General features: G+C 38.7%; 23 protein-coding genes. 9 read left to right on the top strand and 14 right to left on the bottom strand.

Annotated features, from left to right (window positions below):
- The first annotated feature begins 56 nt into the window (after positions 1 to 56).
- The 4 genes from IPO46_06045 to IPO46_06030 all read left to right on the top strand — a co-directional run bounded on the left by IPO46_06045 (position 57) and on the right by IPO46_06030 (position 2,790).
- Positions 57 to 1,031: a deoxyhypusine synthase family protein gene (locus tag IPO46_06045; protein ID QQS64137.1), complete on the top strand. Its 975-nt coding sequence runs from the start codon at positions 57 to 59 to the stop codon at positions 1,029 to 1,031.
- Between the two features lie 61 nt (positions 1,032 to 1,092).
- A complete protein-coding gene (locus tag IPO46_06040; GenBank protein ID QQS64136.1) occupies positions 1,093 to 1,614 on the top strand; it encodes a hypothetical protein in 522 nt (173 codons plus the stop codon).
- Between the two features lie 71 nt (positions 1,615 to 1,685).
- Positions 1,686 to 2,459, top strand: a complete 774-nt coding sequence (locus IPO46_06035) for a TIGR02757 family protein (protein QQS64135.1) — start codon at positions 1,686 to 1,688, stop codon at positions 2,457 to 2,459.
- A 4-nt stretch (positions 2,460 to 2,463) separates the two neighbouring features.
- A complete protein-coding gene (locus tag IPO46_06030) occupies positions 2,464 to 2,790 on the top strand; it encodes a hypothetical protein (GenBank protein QQS64134.1) in 327 nt (108 codons plus the stop codon).
- Positions 2,791 to 2,796: 6 nt separating this feature from the next.
- Here the strand turns inward: IPO46_06030 and IPO46_06025 are convergent, their stop codons facing one another.
- On the bottom strand, positions 2,797 to 3,468 hold the full coding sequence (locus IPO46_06025; protein ID QQS64133.1) for a sterol desaturase family protein: 672 nt from the start codon (positions 3,466 to 3,468) through the stop codon (positions 2,797 to 2,799).
- A gap of 103 nt (positions 3,469 to 3,571) precedes the next feature.
- Between IPO46_06025 and IPO46_06020 the strand changes: the two genes are divergently transcribed.
- Positions 3,572 to 4,585: a fumarylacetoacetate hydrolase family protein gene (locus tag IPO46_06020; GenBank protein QQS64132.1), complete on the top strand. Its 1,014-nt coding sequence runs from the start codon at positions 3,572 to 3,574 to the stop codon at positions 4,583 to 4,585.
- Positions 4,582 to 5,460: a flavin reductase family protein gene (locus IPO46_06015; GenBank protein ID QQS64131.1), complete on the top strand. Its 879-nt coding sequence runs from the start codon at positions 4,582 to 4,584 to the stop codon at positions 5,458 to 5,460. Before IPO46_06020 ends, IPO46_06015 begins: the two co-directional genes overlap by 4 nt.
- 12 nt (positions 5,461 to 5,472) lie before the next feature.
- On the opposite strand, the gene IPO46_06010 is transcribed toward IPO46_06015, so the two are convergent.
- Complete coding sequence (locus tag IPO46_06010; GenBank protein QQS64130.1) at positions 5,473 to 6,180, bottom strand: DUF4197 domain-containing protein; 708 nt, start codon at positions 6,178 to 6,180, stop codon at positions 5,473 to 5,475.
- A gap of 161 nt (positions 6,181 to 6,341) precedes the next feature.
- Here IPO46_06010 and IPO46_06005 point away from each other — a divergent pair, with 161 nt between their 5' ends.
- Positions 6,342 to 6,665 carry a multidrug efflux SMR transporter gene (locus IPO46_06005; protein ID QQS64129.1) on the top strand — a complete coding sequence of 108 codons (324 nt, stop codon included), beginning with the start codon at positions 6,342 to 6,344 and terminating at the stop codon, positions 6,663 to 6,665.
- A gap of 78 nt (positions 6,666 to 6,743) precedes the next feature.
- Positions 6,744 to 8,261 carry a lysine--tRNA ligase gene (gene lysS / locus IPO46_06000; protein ID QQS64128.1) on the top strand — a complete coding sequence of 506 codons (1,518 nt, stop codon included), beginning with the start codon at positions 6,744 to 6,746 and terminating at the stop codon, positions 8,259 to 8,261.
- Between the two features lie 4 nt (positions 8,262 to 8,265).
- On the opposite strand, the gene IPO46_05995 is transcribed toward lysS, so the two are convergent.
- The 10 genes from IPO46_05995 to IPO46_05950 all read right to left on the bottom strand — a co-directional run bounded on the left by IPO46_05995 (position 8,266) and on the right by IPO46_05950 (position 17,699).
- Positions 8,266 to 10,107 (bottom strand): gliding motility-associated C-terminal domain-containing protein, encoded by a 1,842-nt coding sequence (locus IPO46_05995; protein QQS64127.1) that lies wholly within the window; start codon positions 10,105 to 10,107, stop codon positions 8,266 to 8,268.
- 53 nt (positions 10,108 to 10,160) lie between these two features.
- Positions 10,161 to 10,478, bottom strand: a complete 318-nt coding sequence (locus tag IPO46_05990) for a lycopene cyclase domain-containing protein (protein ID QQS64330.1) — start codon at positions 10,476 to 10,478, stop codon at positions 10,161 to 10,163.
- The gene (locus IPO46_05985; protein ID QQS64126.1) at positions 10,381 to 10,863 is read right to left on the bottom strand and encodes a lycopene cyclase domain-containing protein; all 483 of its coding nucleotides are present in this window, start codon (positions 10,861 to 10,863) and stop codon (positions 10,381 to 10,383) included. The genes IPO46_05990 and IPO46_05985 overlap by 98 nt, the downstream gene beginning before the upstream one ends.
- Before the next feature lie 2 nt (positions 10,864 to 10,865).
- Positions 10,866 to 11,333 carry a beta-carotene hydroxylase gene (locus IPO46_05980; GenBank protein QQS64125.1) on the bottom strand — a complete coding sequence of 156 codons (468 nt, stop codon included), beginning with the start codon at positions 11,331 to 11,333 and terminating at the stop codon, positions 10,866 to 10,868.
- Positions 11,330 to 12,013, bottom strand: a complete 684-nt coding sequence (locus IPO46_05975; GenBank protein QQS64124.1) for a carotenoid biosynthesis protein — start codon at positions 12,011 to 12,013, stop codon at positions 11,330 to 11,332. The genes IPO46_05980 and IPO46_05975 overlap by 4 nt, the downstream gene beginning before the upstream one ends.
- Positions 12,010 to 13,458, bottom strand: coding sequence for a phytoene desaturase (crtI, locus tag IPO46_05970; GenBank protein QQS64329.1), 1,449 nt, complete (start codon positions 13,456 to 13,458; stop codon positions 12,010 to 12,012). Before crtI (IPO46_05970) ends, IPO46_05975 begins: the two co-directional genes overlap by 4 nt.
- Positions 13,459 to 13,519: 61 nt before the next feature.
- Positions 13,520 to 14,356, bottom strand: coding sequence for a phytoene/squalene synthase family protein (locus IPO46_05965; protein QQS64328.1), 837 nt, complete (start codon positions 14,354 to 14,356; stop codon positions 13,520 to 13,522).
- Entirely contained in the window at positions 14,353 to 15,849 is a 1,497-nt protein-coding gene (gene crtI, locus IPO46_05960) for a phytoene desaturase (protein ID QQS64123.1), read from the bottom strand. Before crtI (IPO46_05960) ends, IPO46_05965 begins: the two co-directional genes overlap by 4 nt.
- A 34-nt stretch (positions 15,850 to 15,883) precedes the next feature.
- Positions 15,884 to 16,543, bottom strand: a complete 660-nt coding sequence (locus tag IPO46_05955; protein QQS64122.1) for a sugar transferase — start codon at positions 16,541 to 16,543, stop codon at positions 15,884 to 15,886.
- 25 nt (positions 16,544 to 16,568) lie between these two features.
- Complete coding sequence (locus tag IPO46_05950; GenBank protein QQS64121.1) at positions 16,569 to 17,699, bottom strand: LegC family aminotransferase; 1,131 nt, start codon at positions 17,697 to 17,699, stop codon at positions 16,569 to 16,571.
- Positions 17,700 to 17,793: 94 nt separating this feature from the next.
- On the opposite strand from IPO46_05950, the gene IPO46_05945 reads away from it, so the two are divergent.
- Positions 17,794 to 18,900 (top strand): glycosyltransferase family 4 protein, encoded by a 1,107-nt coding sequence (locus IPO46_05945; GenBank protein ID QQS64120.1) that lies wholly within the window; start codon positions 17,794 to 17,796, stop codon positions 18,898 to 18,900.
- Positions 18,901 to 18,903: 3 nt separating this feature from the next.
- On the opposite strand, the gene IPO46_05940 is transcribed toward IPO46_05945, so the two are convergent.
- Positions 18,904 to 19,875, bottom strand: a complete 972-nt coding sequence (locus tag IPO46_05940) for an NAD(P)-dependent oxidoreductase (GenBank protein ID QQS64119.1) — start codon at positions 19,873 to 19,875, stop codon at positions 18,904 to 18,906.
- 60 nt (positions 19,876 to 19,935) lie between these two features.
- Entirely contained in the window at positions 19,936 to 20,538 is a 603-nt protein-coding gene (locus IPO46_05935; protein ID QQS64118.1) for an acetyltransferase, read from the bottom strand.
- Between the last annotated feature and the right edge of the window lie 11 nt (positions 20,539 to 20,549).

The following is a 20,549-nucleotide window of genomic DNA, read 5'->3' as shown; positions in this document are numbered from 1 at the left end:
TCCCTCATAAATAAGGTATTGCCCTTATCTTTGTGCTTTAAATTTATTGGATAATTATGATAAAAGGACCCGTATCAAAATTTATTGAACATCATTACCGCCATTTTAATGCAGCCGCTTTAATGGATGCTGCAAAAGGCTACGAAACCCACCTTAACGAAGGTGGAAAAATGATGGTAACCCTTGCCGGGGCCATGAGCACAGGTGAGCTTGGCCTTAGCCTTGCCGAAATGATAAGGCAGGATAAAGTGCAAATTATAAGTTGCACCGGCGCCAACCTCGAAGAAGATGTAATGAACCTTGTGGCCCACAGCCATTATAAAAGAGTGCCCAATTACCGGGACCTTACGCCGCAGCAGGAATGGGATTTGCTGGAAAACCATTTTAACCGGGTAACCGATACCTGCATACCGGAAGAAGAAGCATTTCGCCGCCTGCAAAAACATTTGCAAGCTGCATGGAAAGATGCAGAAGCAAAAGGCGAACGCTATTTTCCGCATGAATTTTTGTATAAAGTGGTTTTGAGTGGGGTATTAAAACAGTATTACGAAATAGATCCCAAAGACAGTTGGATAGTTGCCGCAGCCGAAAAAAATATCCCTATTGTGTGCCCGGGATGGGAAGACAGTACTACCGGAAATATTTTTGCATCCTACGTAATTAAAGGAGAGTTGCAGGCAAATACGGTGAAGAGTGGAATTGAATACATGGTGTGGCTGGCAGATTGGTACAGGCAAAACAGCAGTGGAAAAGGCGTGGGATTTTTTCAAATTGGCGGCGGTATTGCCGGCGATTTTCCTATTTGCGTAGTACCCATGATGTACCAGGATTTGGAATGGCATGATGTTCCCTTTTGGAGTTATTTTTGCCAGATAAGCGATAGCACAACATCTTACGGTTCTTACAGCGGTGCAGTGCCCAATGAAAAAATTACCTGGGGAAAATTAGACATTAATACGCCAAAATTTATTGTAGAAAGCGATGCAACAATTGTTGCTCCATTAATTTTTGCATGGATATTAGGATGGTAAATAGTTTTGCTTGCCATTGGAATGAATTATATTTACATAAGGTAACCAAAAACACTTTTCAATGAATGTAGAAGAATTATATCTTGAGTCGGAGGCAGATATAAAGAACAGTCTTTTTGCCGAAGCCTACCATAAATGCGAATCTATTTTATACGAAGATCCCAAACATGCACCGGCACACAATTCCATGGGCTGGCTGCTCAAAACGCAGTTTGATGATTACGACAGGGCCGAAAACCATTTTTTAACCGCTATGCGTAGCGATCCTCTTTATCCGCATCCTTATTTTCATTACAGCACTTTTTTAACCGACCTTGAAAGATTTGACGACCTGGAAAAACATTTAACCAAATGTCTTACTGTGGTAACGCTGGAAAAATCATGGATTTTTGGCAAATGGGCCATAATGGAAGAACTAAGGCTCAACTTTGAAGCCGCAATTATTAATTATGAAAAAGCTATACTGGCTTCTTTAATAGACGATAAAATAAAAGGCTACCAGGAAGATATAGGACGGTGCAAATTAAAACTGGGCATCATTAAGCAAAGTAAAATTAAAAACCCGCTGGAATTAAAAAAATAAATGAAACTTTAGCAACACCTTGTTATAGCGCCAATACGGCGCTTTTTATTTGAGCATTAACTAATATAAGAATGGAACAGGAACAATTAATAGCTTTCCTCAATAAAAAATCGAAAGAGTACAACAAGGAGTTTTTTATAGAGAACGACCCAATTTCGGTACCGCACCGGTTTAAAAAAATGCAGGATGTAGAAATAGCCGGTTTTTTTGCTGCAATATTTTCCTGGGGAAACAGAAAAACCATTATCAAAAAATCCCTGGAGCTTATGCAGCATATGGAATTTGTGCCGCATGATTTTTGTAAAAACCACTCAGATAATGATTTAAAAAAATTGCTGGGGTTTAAACACCGTACCTTTAATGCCACAGACCTGTTGTATTTTTTATCTTTCTTAAAAATGCATTATACTAAGCATTCTTCCCTGGAAACTGCTTTTGTACAATGGATGAATAAAAGTGATACCGATACCGAAAATGGTTTAAATGGTTTTTACAATTATTTTTTTTCGCTTGATGATGTACCCAAAAGAACGCTGAAGCACATTGCAGCGCCTCACAAAAATTCTGCCTGCAAAAGATTGAACATGTATTTGCGCTGGATGGTGAGAAAAGACAAAAATGGTGTGGATTTTGGACTATGGAATAATATAAAACCCGGGCAACTCATTATTCCGCTGGATGTGCATGTAGCAAAAGTTGCCAGGGCTTTGCAACTGGTACAACGCAGGCAAAACGACTGGAAAACGGCTACTGAACTTACCGCAACACTCAGGCTGCTTGATGCCAAAGACCCGGTGAAATATGATTTTGCTTTATTTGGATTGGGTGTTTTGGAAAAATTTTAAACTCATGAAAAGTCATCCACAACTCGTTCTTGTTATAAAAAAAGACTGGGACATAAACCTTGATGATAACCTTTCGTTAGAAGAATTGCATCATAGGCTTGCAGGTTATATCAACCAATTAATGGTAAATGATTTTAGCAGGCTTTTAAATTTACTGTACCGCATAGATGTAAATGAAGAAAAACTAAAAACAAGCCTCAAAGAATTTTATGATAAAGATGCCGCAGATGTTATTGCAACATTGGTAATTGAAAGGCAATTGCAAAAAATTTTACTCAGGGAGCAATATAAGGCAAAAGGTAGCGGTACACCCGGCGAAGAAAGATTTTGAATTTATTTAAAACATTAATTCTTTTACTTTTTCCTTATCTTCTTTTTCTTTTTTTAGGTTAAAAGTAGTGCCAAATACATTGTCCCATAAAGTGGAACTTACCCCAAAACCATTTTCTTCATTTTTATAATGGTGCAGGTGATGGTTGCGCCAAAGGCGTTTCATCCACTTAAAAGGCGGACTCCAGGCATGTATGGCATAGTGCATAGAACCGTAAATTAAGTACCCAAACATAAAGCCGGGAAAAAAAGTAAAAGCAAAAAATTTAATATCTGCGAGGATGCCCAAATAATAAAAAATAAAAAATAATACCGAAGCAATAATTATACTGGGAACAGGCGGCATAAAAAGCCGTTCTTTATCCCGTGGATATTCATGATGGTTGCCATGTATAATGTAAACAACCTTTTTTACTTTTTTGTTTTCACTTGCAAAGTGAAAAATCCAGCGGTGCATTATATATTCAAAAAAACTCCAAAAAAAAATGCCCGATAAAAAAATAGCGCAAATACGCAATACTGAAAGTTGAAATTGGGTAAGGCTGAAAAAAAGCATGTAGGCAATAATAGGGAGATATATACCCCAAATTACGAGCGGGTGAGTTTTTGTGAGGTATTCCAGGTACTGGTTTTGAAACAATTTCGCCTGGCCTTTGTTATGTATTTTTTCAAATTTCATACAATTTTGTCCGTTATTCAAAGATACAAAATGTTCAAATTATATCTGGTGAAAGAAGAGTTAATAAACCGTTGTGCTTACTTTTGCGTTAAATTAAAAAACAATGCAATTAGTAAGTTATTTAAATGAAGGAAGGGACCAACTGGCGCTTTTGGTAGATAATATGCTTTACGATATGGACAGGCTGCATGGCGATTTGCCGGGTAGCATGGGAATGTTTTTAAATTACTGGGAAGATGTTGCCCCGCTGGCAACAGTTATTGAACAAAAAATTCGGAACGATAAATTTAAAAATGATATTGCCATTTCAATTGACGAAGTTGAAATACTGGCTCCGGTACCGCACCCTACAAGTTGCAGGGACGGTTATGCATTTCGCCAGCATGTAGCTGCTGCAAGGCGAAACAGGAAAGTGGATATGATTGCAGAATTTGATCAATATCCCATATTTTATTTTACCAATCATAATAGTATACAAGGCCCGGGAAATATTTATTGCATGCCCGACCATTTTGAAAAACTGGATTTTGAACTGGAAGCTGCAATTGTAATTAATAAACCCGGAAGAAATATTAAAGCCGCCGATGCCGATGCGTATATTGCCGGCCTGATGATTATGAACGATATGAGTGCAAGGCGCTTGCAAATGGAAGAAATGCTTTTAAACCTTGGCCCTGCAAAAGGAAAAGATTTTTCTACGGCAATAGGCCCAAAACTTGTAACACTGGATGAACTGCAGCAATTTGAAGTTGCCTGTAAAGAAGGCCATACTGGCAAAGCCTGGAATTTAGCTATGAAATGCAGTGTAAACAAAATACAAGTAAGCGCTGGCAACCTGGCCGATATGGATTGGACGTTTGCAGAAATTATTGAAAGAGTTTCTTACGGAGTTACTATAATGCCCGGCGATATTATAGGCAGCGGTACGGTAGGCACGGGTTGTTTTTTGGAGTTGAATGGTACCGGCAAATTTAATAACCCAAACTATGAAGAACAATGGCTTAAAGAAAATGATGTGGTTGAACTGGAAATTGATGCACTCGGCAAGCTTAGCAATACCATGGTAAAAGAAGAAAATGAATTTAGCCTTTTGGCCATAAAGAAAAATCTAAAATGATCTTGCATTTAAAAGATATAAAGCCCGCCGAAGCACAAAACTACCTGCAACATGCCATTGCCCCTAGGCCCATTTGTTTTGCTTCTACAATAGATAAAGCAGGCAAAGTAAACCTTAGCCCTTTTAGTTTTTTTAATTTATTTTCTTCTAATCCGCCCATTGTAATTTTTTCGCCGGCCAGGAGGGTGAGGAACAATACTACCAAGCATACCTTGCAAAATGCAGAAGAAACAAAGGAAGTGGTGATCAATATTGTGGACTTTGATATGGTGCAGCAAACATCGCTGGCAAGTTGCGAATATCCCAAAGAAATTAATGAGTTTATAAAAGCCGGGTTTACTACAGAAAAAGCAACACTTGTGGCGCCGCCAATGGTAAAAGAAAGCAAGGTTAAAATGGAGTGCAGGGTTTTGGAAATTAAACCATTGGGTACAGAAGGCGGAGCAGGTAATTTAATTATTTGCGAAGTACTGGTAATGCATATTGATGATGCAATTTTAGATGAGAACGGAAAAATTGACCAACGCAAATTACATCATGTAGCAAGGCTTGGCGGAGATTGGTATTGCAAAGTAGATGAACAAAACCTGTTTAAAGTGCCAAAGCCCAATACACAATTGGGTATTGGCTTTGATAGCTTACCCGAAAATATACGCAACAGTAAAATATTAACCGGCAACCACCTGGGGCAATTGGCCAATGTGCATGAATTGCCGGTAGTGGATCCTTCATATGATGATGATAAATTAAAAAACATCATTCAATATTTTTCTATAAACCCAGTGGAAATGGATAAGGAACTGCATCATTATGCCGCTACATTAATTGCTGAAGGAAAAGTGCAGGAAGCTTGGCAGGTGCTATTGGCAGATTAATGAAATGATAACTCACCACTTCGCCCCAAACACTTTTTTGAGCAAATCGGTTGTTCTGGCAACAAAGTTGTTGCGGATGTTTACTTCTTCTTTACCTATCAAATCAAAAAGCGCATTGGTAGCTTTGTTGGTTACATAACCGGTAAGGTCGGGGTTGAGTTTTTTAAAGGTGACAGGTAAGTCATTGTAGGTTTTTATTACATCGCCATAGTATTTTGTAGCATCGGTTTTATTGAGCGAAGCCTGAATGATAGGCGTAAATGCTGCAACCAGTTTATCCGTAGTTTTTACCCTGAAAAAATGTGTGGCGCTGGTATCGCCATTTTTTATCAGCCCTATTGCATCCTGTAAAGTCATGCTTTTTATGGCATCTGCAAAAATGGGTTTTGCTGTTCCCACGGCTTCTTCTGCTCCACGGTTTATAGAGAGTATGGCTTTATCCACCAGGCTGTTCATGCCCAGTGAACGTAAAGTATTTTCAATTTTTTTTGCTTCGGGCGGCATGAGTATTTTATATACCGCATCTTTAAAAAAACCATCCACATTGTTTAATTGTAAAACAGATTTTACCAAACCCTGTGCAAGTGCTTCTTTAATACCCTGGCCTGCTTCAGCTTCGGTTACCGGGCCGCCCATGCTGCCTGCAACCTGCTGCAATGTTTCACAACTACTTAAGGCCATTGTGCCGCAAAGGATAAGTATGGATAGTATTTTTTTCATGCAAATTATTTTAATATCAGTTTTTGCAAATTAGGGTTTATATGATTAAGACGATATTTTTCTTTTGAAGTTTAGCTCATTTTACCTTAATTATTTCTTAAAGAGTAGTATTATAATGGGTTAAATTTACGAATGTGTATTTTTGGTTTAATTTTTTTTGCATGAACTGGATAATATTAGTAATTGCCGGCTTGTTTGAAACAGGCTTTGCATTTTGCCTGGGCAAAGCCAAAGAAACTACCGGTAACGAATCGGTTTTATGGTATTTGGGCTTTTTTATAGCATTAGTAATAAGTATGGTATTACTGGTAAAGGCAACACAAACTTTACCCATTGGTACTGCTTATGCGGTGTGGACGGGAATTGGTGCCGTGGGAACTGCCTTTTTGGGAATTTTGGTATTTAAAGAACCAGCAACATTTGCCAGGATATTTTTTATTACTACGCTAATAGTGTCCATTGTGGGCTTAAAAGCAATTTCGTAATATACGAACCATTATATAATTGGGCTTGAGTTGGCAGCCTGATGCACTTCAATTACCTTTGCAGCCGAATTTTTATATATGAATACACAGCATTTATCTGAACAGGAGATTGTGAGAAGGGAAAAATTGGCAGAACTTACCCAGTTGGGTATTGATGCTTTTCCTGCACCACTTTACCCGGTTACCCATCATTCTGCAGCAATTAAAAAACTTTGGGCAGCGGATAATTCAACACCTGTAGACGTGGTAATTGCCGGCCGCTTAATGAGCGTAAGGGATATGGGCAAAGCCAATTTTTTTGTGCTTCAGGATGCAGAAGGAAAAATTCAATGCTATATAAAGCAGGATGATATTTGCCCGGCAGAAGATAAAACCCTGTACCAAACCGTTTGGAAAAAACTGATGGATATTGGTGATATTATTGGAGTGAAGGGTTATGTTTTTACAACTAAAACCGGTGAAACATCGGTGCATGTAAAAGAGTTTACCTTGTTGAGCAAAGCCTTAAGGCCCTTACCCATAGTTAAAGAAAAAGAAGGGGAAACTTTTGATGAAGTTACCGACCCCGAGTTTCGTTACCGCCAGCGCTATGCCGATTTGGTTATTAACCCTGGCGTAAAAGAAACATTTATCAAGCGTACACAAATGGTAAATGCCATCCGCAATTTTTTAAACGAAAGAGGAGCTTTGGAAGTAGATACGCCAGTATTGCAAACGATTCCCGGAGGTGCAGCTGCAAGGCCGTTTATTACACATCACAACGCTTTGGATATGCCTATGTACCTGCGTATTGCCAACGAGCTTTACCTCAAACGCCTTATTGTTGGCGGCTTTGACTGGGTGTATGAATTTAGCCGCAATTTTCGTAACGAAGGTATGGACCGTACCCATAACCCGGAATTTACCATCCTGGAATTTTATGTAGCGTATAAAGATTATGAATGGATGATGGATACTACCGAGCAATTGCTTGAAGCTACGGCTATGGCTACTAATGGATCTGCCGAGGTTACTATTGACGACAAACAAATAAGTTTTAAAGCGCCGTATAAGCGCATAAGTATGTATGATGCCATTAAGGAGCATACCGGATTTGATATAGGCACAATGGATGAAGCTGGTATAAGGGAAGTGTGCAAAAAATTAAATATCCATGCCGATGTAAAATGGGGAAAGGGCAAACTAATAGATGAAATTTTTGGCGAAAAATGCGAACAACATTTTATACAACCTACTTTTATTACTGATTACCCGGTAGAAATGAGCCCACTTACTAAAAAACACAGAAGCAAAGCAGGGCTGGTAGAGCGGTTTGAAATTATTATCAACGGTAAAGAAATTGCCAATGCCTACAGTGAGCTGAACGACCCTGTTGAACAAAGGGAGCGCTTTGAAGAGCAGGCAAAATTGATGGAACGTGGTGATGACGAAGCCATGTTTATTGATTATGATTTTTTACGGGCTTTGGAATACGGTATGCCGCCTACTAGTGGAATTGGATTTGGAGTAGATAGGTTGTGTATGCTGCTTACCGGAAAATCATCTATACAGGATGTATTGTTTTTCCCCATGATGCGGCCCGAAAAAACTGATTGATTTTTTAACGAATAATGGTTATCATTCCTTTTCTGAATTCTTTTTTGTTGTTAAACAAAAATTCGCTCCTCCATACAAAGCTGCTGCTATTGGTCTTTGCGCCTTTTACAGTGCCGTTCCATTTTTCAAATGGGTTGTTGCTGTAAAAAACATTATTGCCATAACGGTCATAAATGTACAATGAATATTTTTGCAGAGCCGAAAGGTTGCCCAATGGCCCGAATGTATCATTGGTGCCATCTTCGTCGGGTGTAAATGCCGATGGAAAATAAATCCCACTGCAATCAACGGTTATATATACGGTATCGCTGCCACGGCACCCATCGGCATCGGTAACAGTTACAAAATACCTGCCAGCGTTGTTGATGGTTAATGTAGGATTAGCGCTTCCGTTTTGCCATAAGTATTGAGAAAAATTTCCGGGGTTTAGTAGTACATTTTGCCCGGGGCAAATGCGCCTGTCTTCACCAAGGTTTACAGCTATTGTTTTATCAATATTAATTATAGTAAAAGGCCCGTTGCTGATAGTGCAGCCATTGGCATCTGATATGGTTACAGTATAGTTGCCAACCTGTAAGTTTTGTGGCGAGCCTGCTGTGCTTCCGTTGCTCCATAAATATTGGTATGGCGCTGTGCCGCCACTTATGGTTGTAGCAATACTTCCATTTGCATTACCACAGAAAGCATTTTTTACAATGGCATTGAGTAACATGGGAGTTGATGGGTTTAGTACAATGTTTTTTGAAACCGTACATGCATTTGTAGCATTAACGGTAACCGTATAAGACCCGGCGCCTAAATTTGAAATGCTTTGACTGGTTTGTGGTGGCGCTGTATTCCAAGAGTAGGAATAAGCGCTGCTGCCAATACCTGAAGCTGTTATTGTAGCGTTGGCAATATTGCTGCAGGCGCCGGGCCATGCGCTGCTCATATTTACATCTATTACAACAACATCTATGATAGCCACTGTTGGCGCACCAGAAGCATAAGAAGCATTAAGCGTTACCGTATATTGCCCTGGTGCACTAAAAATATGCGAAGGAGATGCTATTGCAGAAGTGTTATTTGCAGCAGCGGCATCTCCAAAATTCCAGGCGTAATTAGTTATACATGTTGCGCTTGCCGTAAACTGCATTTCGTTTGAGCTTGTACAAATTTTAGAAAGCGTGTTGGTATTTGCAGGCGCTTCGCCTATTACAATATCATCAATTCCCACACCATCAAAGCCATTACAAACCGTACCTGCACCAAATAAAAAACGGAATATTACGGAACTTTGCCCGGCTAAAAATGTTAAGCTATGTGATGCGGTAAGCCAACTTCCGCTTCCGCCACTGCTGGAGCAACTAACGGATGTTGAACCAGACCATCCTGCCGTGTTGTTCAAAAACCTTACAGAAGTTTCATTATACCAATTGCTTGCGGTGCAACTATTGGAACTGCCAGAGCCCACTATTTGCCAGCTGCTTCCGCCATTTGTACTGTATTGTAATTGCAAGCCATCGAAAGTGCGCTCAGTTTCCCAAAAAATTTTAAAAGAAATTTGCGGGTATTGTAAACTTGTAAAATTAAAACAAGGGCTTTGCAACCATGCGTTTTCACCATTATTGTAAGCACTGCCATTAATGCCACCGGTTACCCAGCATTTTGTTCCGCCACCGGCAGCATTTATTAAGGGTTTGTTGGGGGTGCCCCATGCCCAGTCCGAAGCCATACCTCCACTAACCCATCCGCCATTGTTTGCTTCAAAGCCTTCTATGTATGGAAATGCAGATATTGGAGTGGTGCATTGGCTGTATGCCTTTGCCGCAATACATAACAAAAATATTGTAACCAGGTATTTCATTAAGGCAGTAGCCTTTTAGTGAACAGCAAATTTCGTTTAATAAATTGGATTTTTCAGTAATTAGGAAGCCTGTTTTTGTTACGGAATTTTTCAAACAACAGGATATTGAGTAAAACCAGCAACATTCCGTAAAATATATCTTCAAAGGGAATGGTATAAATTTTTATTCCTATAATTTCGGCCTGGTTATATTCCACTACCGGCAAATAAGTAAGCATGCCATTAACTGCCATAAAAGGGAGTAATATAATTAAATACGAAATACAAAATGCTTTAGTATGCAGGTATTGTTTCCAATGGCTTAAAGATGTTGCCAGCCAAAGGGCGATTCCATAAAATAAAAAAGAAAAAAAAACTATAACTTTTATTATAAAAAAATAATGATGTAATGATAAGTATTACGGCCATGGTTTTTAGAAAAATTTTCCAATTGTTGCTGTCATTCATTTTGGGAAAGTAACACCTGATACATTCATAAACAAAAACACAGCAGTATGGCACAACAAAAAAGAACAATACTTCTTCAATAGGAAGGTTAATGATTTTTAATCCACTAATATATTTTTCATTGAAGTGCCAAATATTAAGGTGCGTAAAAATAATATCCCAAATGATATATAATACTGCAGGGATAATAAGTGCAGGAATCAGGTATTTCCATTTTTTATAAAAAGTTACTTTTTTATCAAAACTCAATAAAAGTGGCCCGGCAACAGATGCGGCAAGAATTATAAAATATGTATAATGTGGGTTCAATATCAGGATAAGGGTTGAGGCTGTTTTTTTACCCGGTATTTTTTTGCCACCCAAAGCAGCCCAAAGCTTTCGCCATGGAATCTGCCTAAATGCTTATGGTGCATTTTATGGGCAAGCCGGATAGATTTTATATAGCGGTTTTTGCTACGGCTAAACCATTTAAACCGCTGGTGGATAATTACATCATGAATAAAAAAATACGCAAGGCCGTAAAGTGCAATGCCAAAGCCAATGGCAGCCAGAACATAGTTTTTATTTTGTAAACCCAGCATAATACTTAACCAGCTTGGAACAGCAAAAATTAAAAAAAAGCTGTCGTTTTTTTCAAAAAAACCCGGTTGCGGATGGTGATGGTCTTTATGGAGCCGCCAAAGCAAGCCATGCATTATATATTTATGGGTAAGCCAGGTTACGCCTTCCATTAAAAGAAAACTTATCAATACAATCAGTATGAAAAAAAGTGAGTTCATAAAAAAGTGCGCAAGATGAGAAAAAACATCAATTGTATTAAAAGCAAATGTACGGCGAATTTATTATGCTTGTCAATAGCCAAAAATTGAAAAATTGCCGTAAGCAAAAAGCTGATCAAAAACCAACAGGTATAGTTGTAGATTGGTATGTTTCCATTGTGCCATTCCCAAAAACCCAGTTTTACGGCGGCAGGCTCCATAAAAAAATCAAATACAACGGCAAGCAGGGAAGCGTCAAAAATGAGGGAAAAATTGCGCATCCATTTTTTAACAGGAGCGTTGGCCATTCCCAATCGGCCTATAAGTTTTCTATAAATAGTATGGGCAGCAATACTGTTGCAATAGATAATGATAAACCAGTTTAGGCCAATAATTAAGGGAACTTCTTTAAATTTTTTTCCCAGCGTATGCCCATAAGTATAATTGCCAAATAATATACCTGTAGAAGTACCTGCATATTCTAAGGCAAAGCCAATAACTGTACAGGCAATAAAAAAAAGGATAAAATGCAAGCTTATTTTTTGTTGGGTATAAAAAAGCAAGGCGCTCATGAGCAGTAAATGATAGGGCGTAAGAGATGCAAACAGTTTTTTATCGCAAAACAAAATGCCAGCAAGCCCTATAGCATGAAATAAAATGGCAATGGCTGTGGCAACTTTATGCCGGGTAAATGTTTTCAATGATGCTTGTGTTTTCGAAAATCTGCTTCCATTATTTCGGTGGTTATTTTTGCACTTTTAAGGCAAAGCGGTATGCCGCCGCCGGGATGCACTGTGCCCCCGCAGCAATATAACCCTTTTGCAAAACTGGAAAAATTTGGGTGGCGCAAAAATGCCGAAAAAATGCTGTTGGAACTTGCTCCGTACAGTGAACCCATAAAACTTCCGGTATTTTTTTCAATCGTTATGGGGTCGCAAATTGTTTCGGTTTCAATTAAAGGCGCAATATCTTCCCCAAGCATGGCGTTAATTTTTTGTATTATGTTTTTCCTGCTGGTATTGGTTATTTGCTCCCAGTTTTGCCCGGTATTGGATGGCGCATTAATCATTACAAACCAATTTTCTTTACCTGCAGGTGCATGGGTGCAGTCTTTTTTTGCAGTAATATTGATGTATACTGTTGGGTCGTTGCTGATATTTTTTAACCTAAAAAGCTGGTTAAACTCATTAAAATAATCTTTTGCAAATAAAATATTATGTACATCCAATTGTGGAAACTGTTTCCCCATTCCCCAGTAAAAAACCAATGCACTGCTGCTGCGTTCGGGTTTTAAAACCTTTTGACTTTTTACATCGTTTCTTAACAACTGCTTATAAGTAATATAAATATCGGCGTTGCTTATTACTGTATGGGCAAAATAGTTTTGGTTATTTACTACCACGCCTTCTACTTTTCCTTCGGCATGTATAATGCGTTGCACAGGGCTGTTAAAGTGAAAGTGGACACCAGTTTTTTTTGCCAGGGCAAATAATGCATCAGTAATTTTTTGCATTCCTCCAGCAGGGTAATACACGCCTGCGTTAAACTCCAGGTGTGGAATAAGGCTAAGCATACCCGGCGCTTTATAAGGGTTGCTGCCATTATACGTTGCATAGCGGTTAAAAATTTGCTGTACTTCGGGGCTTTTTAATTTTTGCCTGTTATACCTGCTGAGTGTTTTAAAAATATAGGAAACCCGGGTAATTTTTATAACAGAAAAAATATTTTTATTGAGCCATGTGCTTCTTTTGTGCAATGACTTGTTTAAAAAAATGCCTCCTGCATTGTTGTAAAGTTGTGCAGCATTTTTAAGGTATTGTTTTACGGGTATTGCATCTTCTCCGGAAAATTGCTGCAATTCCGGGTAAAATCCTTCTGCATTGGAGTAAGCAGTAAACTGCTTATTGTTTTCAAAAAAATACTTGCAGGTAATGGGTAGTTTTTCATATTGCAGGTAAGCAGAGCAACTTTCCCCGGCCAGTTGAAACAACTCTTCTATATTGCCTGGCTCTGTAAAAAGTGAAGGGCCAGTATCAAAAAAGAAACCATCTTTTACAAAAGAAGCTATTTTACCACCATAACTTTCGTTTTTTTCATACACCGTTACCTCGTGCCCGTTAATGGCAAGCCTTATTGCTGCGGCCATTCCGGCTATGCCGCTCCCAATAACAATAATTTTTTTTGGTTGCACGGTTAACTCCTGGATATTATAATAAATTAAATTGCTTTTTCAAACCTGCACTTACCACAATTAATGCTTTGGAATAATTGGGTATACGGATACGGCTTTGGAGTAGTTTTTCAGGGTTAGATTTTTTTATTTTTTTGAACAATGACATATAATAATGATATGCAACATACACCCCAAACCTTGCTTTTACCGGCAACAGTAAAATACCATGGTAAGCATGGCTAAAGTCTGCTGTAATTTCATCTTCCACTTTTAGTTTTTCTTCACGGGTAAAATTTTGAAAATCCACACCCGGGAAATACATCCTGTTTAAATTTTTATAATCATTTTGTACATCCCTTAAAAAATTTACTTTTTGAAAAGCGGCGCCAAGAGATTGAGCAGCATTTTTTAATTGCAAAAATTTTTCCATGTTGCCTTCGCAAAAAACCGATAAGCACATAAGTCCTACCACTTCTGCACTGCCGTAAATATATTGCCGGTATGCGTCATGGTTATATTTTGATGCGGTAAGATCTTGTTCCATACTATTAAAAAAGGCATCAATAAGTTGGGTTTCTATACAGTATTTAATTACGGTGTTTTGAAAACTGTTTAAAACCGGGTTTAAGCTAATGCCATCTTTTAGGGCTTTATAAGTTGCTGATTTAAATTCCTGTAATAGCTCCTGTTTATTGAAATGATGAAAGGTATCTACAATTTCATCTGCAAAGCGAACAAAGCCATAAATGCTGTAGACAGGGATGCGTAAATCTTTATGCAATAATTTGATGGCACGGCTAAAGGATGTACTGTAATGCTCCGCCGTTATTTTGCTGCACTCGTTACAAACCTCATCATATAAATTTATCATTGCCATGTATCTCCAAAATCTTTTATAATTTGTTTTGCCACAACTTTCCCGCTGATGATACAGGGTGGAACCCCGGGCCCGGGAACAGTTAATTGCCCTGCAAAATACAAGTTTTTCACTTTATTGCTTTTTATAGAAGGTTTTAAAATTGCCGTTTGCCTGAGGGTGTTGGCAAGACCATAAGCATTTCCCTTAAAAGCATGGTAGTCATTTGCAAAATCTGTAACGGAATATGACTGGTAAAAAATAATATCATTTTTAATGCTATTTCCGGTGAGCTGCTCAAAGCGGGATAATATTTTGTTGAAATACCGCTTCCGTAATGCCTCATCATCCCCGGATAAACCGGCGGCAACTGGCACAAGAAAAAGCAGGTTTTCGCAACCCTTCGGCGCAACAGAGCTATCGGTTACCGAAGGAATGGATACATAAAACAAAGGGTTATGGGGCCAAGAAGGAGCAGCATAAATTTCATTGCCATGTTTTTCAAAGTCGGTATCAAAAAAAAGGCTGTGATGTACAACATGCTTTAATTTTTTATTGATGCCCACAAAATAAAGGAGGCAGGAGGGTGCAAGGGTTCTTTTGTTCCAGTATGCATTGCTGTAATTCCTGTTTTTATCCCCCAAAAGTTCCGTATCAATATGGTGATAGTCTGCACTGCCAATGATAGTATCGGCTTTAAATATTTTCGTATGGTTGTTGCAAACCGTTATTAATTCCGGCATTTCATTTTTTAAAGGAGCATTTATTTTTTTTACTTCGGTATTAAAATAAAATTGTACACCCATATCTTTCGCCAGCTTGTACATAGCGTTTACAACCTGGTACATGCCGCCTTGTGGGTACCAGGTGCCTAATTTAATATCGGCATAGTTCATAAGGCTGTAAAGGGCCGGAGTATTTTTGGGTAACGCACCCAGGAACAAAACAGGGAATTCCAGTAAGCTGCGCAAGTAAGGATGAGTAAAATATTTTGCAATATGCTTTTTAATATGGGTAAACACATCCAGTTTAAATATGCCTTTAATTACCTGCGCATCTGCAAATTCCAGCAAAGAAAGCCCAGGCTTATGCACCAGGTTGTGTATGCCTGTAAAATATTTGTATTCGGCTTCTTTTAAAAATTTGTCAAGATTGGCTGCGGCTCCTTTTTCAATAGATTCAAATAATTGCTGTAGTTGCTCATAACCGGCAGGGATGTTAAAATTCTCTTCACTAAAATAAACTTTATAAGATGGGTCTAATCTTATTAATTGATAATAGTCGCATACTTTTTTTCCAAAATGATTAAAGTATTGCTCAAATACTTCGGGCATCCAGTACCAGCTTGGGCCCATATCAAAAGTAAATCCATTACGCTCTAATTTCCTGGCACGGCCACCAGGTATAAGGTGTTTTTCCAGTACGGTAACTGCCCAGCCGTTTTTAGCAAGATAGGTGGCAGCAGAAAGGCCCGAAAAACCAGCGCCAATTACAATAGCTTTTTTCACGGTTTAAAATTACGTTTTTAAAAAACGGGGGGCATTAAAAATTTCTAACCGGGAGGTCTTTAAAAAGGGTATGTGCCATTTGGTTTTTAGGAAATACTATAGACCAGGCAGTGAGAAAAATAATTTTTATGTCTGTTGACATTGAGGCTTTTCCCAGGTACCACATTTCCAGCTTTTCTTTATAGGGATACACAACTTCTGCATACATTTTTTTTGGGTCGGTAGATTGGGAGATTATCCTTTCCTCATCCCGGAAAATAATGGAGCCTATTCCGGTCATTCCTGGTTTGGAGGTATAAATTTTTTCTTTTACGGCTTCGCTGTATAAATTAAAACTTACCGGCATTAATGGCCGTGGCCCCACAATACTCATATCGCCATTAAGAACATTAAATATTTGAGGCAGCTCATTTATTTTGGTGATGCGTAAAAATTTTCCAAAAGGCAAAACCCTGGGATCGTTGCGAAGCGTTATTTCACCCGTGCCCATATTGGGGCTGTTTTTGAGCATAGTGGCAAACTTCCAAATATCAAATTCTTTATTTTTATACCCTACCCGTTTTTGAAAATAAAAAACTGCATGTTCGCCGGAAATCCATAAAATTATCATTACAGGAATGAGGATGGGAGACAGGAGGATGAGGGCAATACCAGCAATTAAAATATCCAATATCCGTTTAAAAATTTTATACATAAGCTGCTAGGGTGCAATATAATACTTAATAGGCTTCTTTTATTTTATCGGCTACTGCTTTTAAATCTGCCTGGGTAATATTGGTGCTGCAAGGTATGCTTAGGCAATGGGTATAAATAAAATCAGACCGATCGGTTTTGTGATAATAAATTTCATCTTTAAACATCCTGAGCTGGTTCATAGGAACCCAAAAAGGGCGGCTTTGCATTTTGGCATCGTTTAATAATTTTAAAACTTGCCTTTGTTTGGTTGTTTTAATGGTAGGCAACCACCAATTGGGGTTTACATCATCGTTTACCTGCTGCCAGCTTATGTCTGCAATACTGTTTAATTCATTTTTATAAAAGGCAATAATTTCTTTTTTGCGTTTTAAAAAGCCGGGCAGTTGTTCCATTTGCGCTACACCCATTGCTGCGGCTACATTTACAAGCCGGTAATTATAACCTATTTCATCATGTATGTATTCAAAAGGGTCGCTTTTGGCTTGTGTGGTAAGGTGCTTTGCTTTTTTGGCAAAAGCTTCATTATGGGTAACAATCATTCCGCCGCCACCGGTAGTAATAATTTTATTGCCATTATAACTAAAGGTTCCCATTATGCCAAAGCTGCCTGCATGTTTGCCTTTATAATAAGATCCCAGCGCTTCGGTACTATCTTCCAATACAACCAGGTTGTGTTTTTTTGCTAAAGCCATAAGCCTGTCCATATCGCAAATATTGCCCAGCACATGTACCGGCATTATTACGGGTATCCTTCTGCCATTTTTTTTATAAAAACATTCGCCGTTCTTTTGTTCGGTTTCATTTTCCAAAAACTCCTGCAGCAGGTTAAGGTCCATTTGCCAGTTAAATTCATCGGCATCTATAAGAATTAAACCTGCGCCGGTATATTTAATGGAATTGCAGGTAGCAATAAAAGTAATATTGGGTGCAATCACATAATCGCTGGCAGTAACGCCAAGCATTACCAGGCAGGTATGAAGGGCCGTAGTGCCGCTACTTGTAGCTACGGCATATTGGGTGCCTGCAAATTCGGCACTGAGTTTTTCAAATTTATCTACGTAAGCGCCTACGCTGCTTACCCATCCGGTTTCTATACATTCCGACACATATTTTAATTCATTTCCGCCCATATTGGGCCCACTGAGCAATAACATAAAGAATATTCTTTTTTACAGGTGCAAATGTAGATAAAATCTCATCAGGCTTCAAAGCCATTTTGGGCTAATTTGTTACTTTGCAGGTTCTTGTATGACAAATTTCAAAACCAGCCCCATCAAAATCCTTTTCATTGTGCCTTATCCACTATCTACGGCACCTTCTCAGCGCTTTAGGATAGAGCAATATTTTTCTTTGCTTAAAAGGGAAAGGATACAATACAAACTTGCCCCATTTGTAAATTCAGGTACATATACACTTTTATATAAAAAGGGCATATCGGCAAAAAAAATTTTTGGAATTTTAATGGGTTTTTTGCGAAGGTTAAAATTGGTATTTTTTGAAAGCAAAAACTATGAGGTAATTTTTATTCACAGGGAGGCTTCCCCGCTTGGCCCTCCGGTTTTTGAATGGATATTGGCAAAACTGCTTAAAAGAAAATTTATTTATGACTATGATGACGCCATTTGGGAGCCTTCAATTAGTGCAGCAAACCGGGCGGCTTTTTTTGCCAAAGCATTTTGGAAGATAAAATATATCTGCAAATGGGCTTTTATTAATAGCGCCGGAAATAATTTTTTAGAAAACTATGCAAAACAATCCGGTGCAAGGCAATCTTTGTTTTTACCCACTGTAGTTGATGCAGTAAACAGGTATGTGCCGGCAAAAGCTAAAAATAATAATATTCCCCCTGTGATTGGATGGACGGGCTCCCATTCTACCATTATGTACCTGCAATCCTGCATAGAAATTTTGAAAGAATTAAAACAATTGCATGAGTTTGCATTAGTTGTAATTTCTGATAAAAAACCGGAGTTGGATATTGATTTTGTTTTTGTTCCCTGGAATACCCAGACGGAAATTGAAAGCCTGCAGCATTTTGATATTGGCATAATGCCCCTGGTAAAAGACAGGTGGAGCGAAGGAAAATGCGGCTTTAAAATTATTCAATACATGGCCACAGGCATACCGGCTGTAGCCAGCCCAACCGGCGCCAATACCAGCATTATTGATAATGGAATTAATGGGTTTATTTGTAATTCAAAAGAAGAATGGATTAGAAGTTTATCCATGCTATTAAATGATAAGGCCAAAAGAGAAGAAATGGGCTTTCTGGCCCGAAACAAAATTGAAGTGCACTACAGCCTTCAAAGCAGGGAAGGGGCTTTTTTACAAATGCTAAAAGATGCAAGGTGGTAAAAATTATATATTCCTGAACTTTTGCGAAAAAGAATCGGTTACCACGCCGGTTTTTAATAAAGTATAAATTTCTTTTACACCGTCGGGCACTTTTTTAGTAATGCTATAGCCCAGCTGGCTTTTTATTTTATCGAAGTTCACCCGGTAATCCCTGGGGTCTTCATTCATATCTACATAATTTACTTTTACATTGGGCACTACTTTGCAAACTTCTTCAATTATCATCCCTTTGTTGTAATTTTCATCTGTGCTGCCCACATTAAACACTTCTGATTTTACTTTTGCATTATCAGTTTCTAAAACTACAATTACGGCACGGGCCAAATCTTCTACATGGCAATAGGGCCGCCAAAATTGTGCGCCCCAAATTTCCTGCTCGCCATTAATGGTTGCATTACGGGTAAATTCATTTACTGTGAGGTCGAAACGGATGCGTGGCGAAAAACCATAAACGGTGCTAAAGCGGAGTGAGGTTGCGCACATTTTGCTGTTTTTGCGCTCTTCTAAAATATACTTTTCAAATTTTACTTTAAGCTCTGCATATAAAGATACGGGCCTTAGTTCGGAGGTTTCGGTAACAAAAGAATCGGGGTCGGGCATTTTGCCGTAATTGCTGCATGTGCTGGCAAATACAAATTTTTTAATGCCAGCTTTTTCTGCTGCTTCAAAAAGTGCTACACTGCCGTTCCAGTTGGTTTCATGTGCTTCATCACTATATTTTTTGCAGGCAGGGTCGCCAACAATTGCCGCAAGGTGTGCAACGGCATCAATATCTTTCAATGCTGTTTCCACATCTTTTGTATTGCGGATATCGCCTTTAATAAATTCAAAATTGGGATTGAGCATTACTTCATACAAGGCATCGCCACCAAATTTTAAACTATCAAGTGCACGAACTTTATAGCCTTTTTCCAGGAGCTGACGAACGAGTACAGAACCAATATACCCTGCGCCGCCGGTAACCAATACTTTCATAGTGTTGTTGTAAAATTTTTGCAAATATATGCCTTAAAAAGGGCTTTTTAAAAAGCGATTTTATTGGGCAGGCACACCTTTTACCTGGCAGTTATCGGCAACATTTTTTACCACCACAGCGCCGGCACCTATTATACAATTTGCGCCTATTACAATGCCTTGCTTTATTACGGCGCCTGCACCAAGAAAGCTGCATTCGCCCACTTTTACATTGCCGCAAAGGATAGCTCCTGGCCCAATATGTGCATATTTGCCTATTTCACATTCGTGTTCAATGATGCAACCCGTATTGCAAATTGCGCCTGCTTCAATAATAGCTAATGGATTAATAATTACTCCGGCACTTACCATTATGCCTGGATTTTTTATAAAAGCATCTGCAGCAATTACTGCAGTGGGATGAATGATATTGGAAGAAGGATAGCCGGTAATTAATTTTTTCGTTACTTTTTTTCGAATATTATTATCGCCAATTGCTACAAAATAGCCGACTTTTTTTATTGCTGCTTTTGCAGCATCACTTTCTTCGGAACCATACCAGGTGAGGTTAAAAGGGTTTTGGGTTTTCTCTTCACTATCGCAATATCCTGAAACGGCAATGCCGGCAGCCTGGGCAATGCCATAGGCAACGTATGCATGGCCGCTATATCCTACAAGTATCATGCACTTTGGTT

Source organism: Chitinophagaceae bacterium (assembly GCA_016699815.1).
Classification (GTDB): Bacteria; Bacteroidota; Bacteroidia; order Chitinophagales; family Chitinophagaceae; genus Ferruginibacter.
Note: the sequence above shows the minus strand (reverse complement) of the source record. Positions and strands in the feature narration are given on the sequence as shown.